4 protein-coding genes and 1 tRNA gene are annotated in these 4,018 nt (G+C 46.2%); 4 read left to right on the forward strand and 1 reads right to left on the reverse strand.

Annotated features, from left to right (window positions below):
- Positions 1-293: 293 nt before the first annotated feature.
- Positions 294-1,199: a 30S ribosomal protein S6--L-glutamate ligase gene (rimK, locus tag IM456_RS19105; protein ID WP_287705249.1), complete on the forward strand. Its 906-nt coding sequence runs from the start codon at positions 294-296 to the stop codon at positions 1,197-1,199.
- 9 nt (positions 1,200-1,208) lie between these two features.
- Positions 1,209-1,379, forward strand: a complete 171-nt coding sequence (locus tag IM456_RS19110) for a hypothetical protein (RefSeq protein ID WP_287705250.1) — start codon at positions 1,209-1,211, stop codon at positions 1,377-1,379.
- Between the two features lie 383 nt (positions 1,380-1,762).
- On the opposite strand, the gene IM456_RS19115 is transcribed toward IM456_RS19110, so the two are convergent.
- Positions 1,763-2,818 carry an ABC transporter ATP-binding protein gene (locus IM456_RS19115; protein WP_287693016.1) on the reverse strand — a complete coding sequence of 352 codons (1,056 nt, stop codon included), beginning with the start codon at positions 2,816-2,818 and terminating at the stop codon, positions 1,763-1,765.
- Between the two features lie 123 nt (positions 2,819-2,941).
- Between IM456_RS19115 and IM456_RS19120 the strand changes: the two genes are divergently transcribed.
- Both IM456_RS19120 and IM456_RS19125 read left to right on the forward strand, forming a co-directional pair.
- Positions 2,942-3,622 carry a nucleoside phosphorylase-I family protein gene (locus IM456_RS19120; RefSeq protein WP_287693017.1) on the forward strand — a complete coding sequence of 227 codons (681 nt, stop codon included), beginning with the start codon at positions 2,942-2,944 and terminating at the stop codon, positions 3,620-3,622.
- Positions 3,623-3,676: 54 nt separating this feature from the next.
- Positions 3,677-3,758: transfer RNA gene (locus IM456_RS19125), tRNA-Leu, on the forward strand.
- Positions 3,759-4,018: the final 260 nt, after the last annotated feature.

Below are 4,018 nucleotides of genomic sequence, written 5' to 3' on the forward strand. Positions count from 1 at the left end.
TGAGGTGGCCAATTACCTAATTTTCAGGGAAAAAGTCCCTGAATTTTCCCCCTGATCACTCCCATGCCGGGTACTTTTTGATTGACAAAAAGTCTAAAAGTCTTACCCAACAAGGTTTTTAGATTTATTCAGCAAACCCTACTTAACCCAACTGTTCAAGGGGAACTGTCAGTGCCATAATAATCGATGGACTTCGATCGAGAGCAGAAATTTTATGAGTTGCCGGCCAAACAAGCCAATATGGGGGAATAAGGAGCTATTCAGTTTTAAAAGCAATATTTAAGCGAAAATTTATGAAAATCGCTATTTTATCCCAAGATGCTTCTCTTTATTCGACCAAGCGACTGAAAGAAGCGGGAGAAGCCCAAGGTCATGAGGTACGAGTGATCAATTATTTGCGCTGTTACATGAACATCACCTCCCATAAACCCACGGTTGTTTATAACGGTAAACCCTTGGAGAGTTTCGATGCGATTATTCCCCGCATTGCCGCCTCAAAAACCTTCTATGGAACCGCAGTCGTCCGACAATTCGAGGTGATGAATGTTTTTACTGCCAACGACTCGCAAGCAATTTCTCGGTCGCGGGATAAATTGCGTTGTCTGCAAATCCTCGCTCGGGAAGGGATCGGTTTACCGGTGACGGGAATTGCTCACGCAATTGAAGATATCGATGGTTTAATCGAAACCGTCGGCGGCACCCCTCTAGTGATTAAATTATTAGAAGGAACCCAAGGTATTGGCGTAGTCTTAGCGGAAACAGACCAAGCAGCCAAGTCAGTTATTGAAGCTTTTCGGCAATTAGAGGCTAATATTCTAGTACAAGAGTATATTAAAGAGGCCAGTGGGGCAGATCTGCGCTGTTTTGTCATCGATGGAAAAGTGGTGGCCTCGATGAAGCGACAGGGGGCCGAGGGGGATTTTCGTTCTAATCTTCACCGCGGTGGTAAGGCAGAAAAGGTAAAATTAACCCCGGAGGAACGCAGTACGGCTATACGGGCCACTAAAGCCATGGGTTTACGGGTTGCGGGTGTGGACTTATTGCGGTCCAATCACGGGCCTGTGGTTATCGAGGTGAATTCCTCTCCCGGTTTGGAAGGAATAGAAGCAGCCACTGGTGTGGATGTGGCCAAAAAAATTATCGATTTTGTCGCTAAAAATGCCACCCTAGTCCTAAATCGCGATCGATATCAATATTAGCCGTCAGCCTTGCATCAGTTATCAGTTATCAGTTATCAGTGGGTAAGTTATCAGTCAATAGTATTAAGCGTTGACATCCTCGCCGCCGTAAAACGGACGGCGGTTCCTCACCACGCCACTTTTTTAGGGTGGTCGCTGAACGGGGTTGACGCAGATAGCGAAAAACGCTTAATTGCTTAAGTCTGACACTTTCGACCCGTCCGTTTTGAGTGTCCGAATGCCCTCTGGCCACTTTGAACAGGTCGAAAAAATCTAATGTTCAACCTTATTTCCTAGAAAGTTTTACTCGTTCAAGGCCGAATTTGAAGTCTTTTCTGAACAAAACCCCCTACTATCTGTGGTCAAGGTTCAGTTTTTAGCTTGGTTATCGCTTTTTCCATTGTAGCCTAAAGCCGTCCTAAAAGGACGGGGTTTTAACCCAAATTTTCGATAAGCTCGGAGCTGCCTTTTTACTGAAAAAGCTCCCCACACCCCACACCCCACTTCCCCACTTCCCCACACCCCACACCCCACTTCCCCACTTCCCCACACCCCACACCCACTTTCAAGTCAGATGTGATTTATCAGTCGGCAAATACACGGACGCTATCGGGAATAATCGATAGTTTTACCTTTGTACCGATGTCTAATTGGGTGTTAATCGTTGTTCTAGCGTGGATTTGGCTGCCGGTGGCCGTTAGCAGACAATAACGGTATTCCCGCCCTAAAAATTGGCGATCGCAAATAACCAGATTTCCCGTCTCATCTGGCTTAATTTTGACATCTTCCTCCCTTAGCATCAATTCCCCTTTGTCCAAATCTTGACCATCGGGAATTTCCCAGACTCCTATCTCGGTTTGCCATTGTTCCCCCTTCCGTCTAGCGGGGAGAAAGTTAGCTTGGGTGACAAACTCGGCCACGAATCGCGAGGCCGGATGACTATAAATTGCTTCGGGATTGTTAATTTGTTCTAATTTTCCTTGACAAATGACGGCAATTGTGTCACTGATCACCATTGCTTCCTCCCGGTCGTGGGTGACAAAAATGGCCGAGATACCGGTCGCTTTCAGGATATGACGGATCTCGTGCCGTAAGCGTTGCCGTACCTGCACATCGAGATTACTTAAAGGTTCATCTAAGAGGATTAAAGAGGGTTTTGGGGCTAAAGCGCGGGCGAGGGCGACTCTTTGCTGTTGTCCTCCCGATAGCTGATGGGGATAACGTTTTTCTAGTCCTTGCAGTCCGACTAAATCCAAAGTTTCCGCCACCCTAGCGTTAATAGCTTTGGTCGATAATTTCTCCCCAGAATTTTTTAACCCAAAGGCGATATTGTCAGCGATGGTTAAATGGGGAAAAAGAGCGTAATCCTGAAAAACCATGCCCGTATTGCGTTTTTCTGGGGGAATAAAGGTTTTTTCGTCGGCAACTATTCGCCCTCCCAATTCAATCACTCCTTGAGATGGTTTTTCAAATCCCGCAATCATCCGCAGTAGAGTGGTTTTACCGCAGCCCGACGGACCCAATAATCCGAGAATTTCGCCCTCTGTTAAACTAAAACTGATATTATCGACAGCTAGAGTAGGAGAAGCGGGAAAACGCTTGTTAACCTCGGATAAACGCAGAATGACAGACTTTTTCATGGTGGGAAAGACAATCGCCCAGTCAGTAGCAGGGCCATTTACTTAAGAATTATTCCTAATTAGTTCACTATTATTGTTTATAACATCTTATTTGGCTAATTAGGAAACTTTCTCAAAAATTTCATGCTTACACCTGAAGATATTATTCTCGTTCCCCGGGGGGCGGAGCATAGCTCAATCCGTCGAGGATTAAGGAACATCGGCGATTTAGCCCCGCAAATTATCCCGATTAACCTTGGCGCTCCAGAATTCCTCAACAGTTCCCCAGTCTCTCGGCTATCTCTAGAATTTCTTAATAAGCTCAAAGGAAAAATTGTGCTGATGGGATTAGCGGGCAGTCTCAGCGATCGCTATCGAGTCGGAGATGGGGTAATCTATCAAGGTTGTGGCCTAGAAAAGGGGAATTATTGGCAGTGCGAACCGGAAATAACCGCAGAAATCGCCCAATTAACCGGATATAGTCTTGTTAAAGGTTTAACCAGCGATCGCCTGATTAGCCGATCCGAGGAAAAACGACGTTTAGGACAAGGGGGCTATGAAGTGGTCGATATGGAAGGAGCAAGGATTTTAGCAGCTTTACGCGGGCAAAAAGTGGCAATTGTGCGCGTGATTAGCGATGAGGTGACACAGGACTTACCCGATTTAGCCCCGGCAATTGATAATCAAGGTCAGCTGCTACCATTGCCCCTAGCTCGACAAATGTTAATCCGTCCCATCCCGGCCTTCCGTTTGATTCAAGGTTCCCTAAAAGGTTTATCCGTACTAACTCAGGTGGTGCGAAAGTTGTGCGGCAGTAATTTTTAAAAGTTGCTTGCAGATTATTTTTTTTCTGTGCTATAGTGATTAAGCTAAAATCAAGCGGATGTGGTGGAACTGGTAGACACGCACGTTTGAGGGGCGTGTGGCTTACGCCTTGCGAGTTCGAGTCTCGCCATCCGCATAAACTTTTATCTGCCCTCCGACGAGAATTGCCCTTGTCACCTATCGTCAGGGATGGATATTTGGCCATCAAAATTTCCCAACTCACCCTTTCAGGTGGCTTAGGTTTGACTAAGTTTAGTTAAGGGACTTGCGTGGGAATAATATCCCAATCGATCGGAGGGCGCAAGCTTTGCGCCCCTACAGTAACGGATTTTGTCCACAATGTAGGGGCGAACTGCGTTCGCCCAAAAGGTACATTATCAAAGCGCAAGTCCCTAA

The organism is Microcystis sp. M079S1, assembly GCF_020246425.1.
In the GTDB taxonomy this organism is placed as follows: Bacteria; Cyanobacteriota; Cyanobacteriia; order Cyanobacteriales; family Microcystaceae; genus Microcystis; species Microcystis aeruginosa.

Excerpts from the sequence above, each read along its gene's own strand:
- rimK (WP_287705249.1), top strand. The coding sequence starts at position 294 with ATGAAAATCGCTATTTTATCCCAAGATGCTTCTCTTTATTCGACCAAG.
- IM456_RS19115 (WP_287693016.1), bottom strand. The coding sequence starts at position 2,818 with ATGAAAAAGTCTGTCATTCTGCGTTTATCCGAGGTTAACAAGCGTTTT.
- IM456_RS19120 (WP_287693017.1), top strand. The coding sequence starts at position 2,942 with ATGCTTACACCTGAAGATATTATTCTCGTTCCCCGGGGGGCGGAGCAT.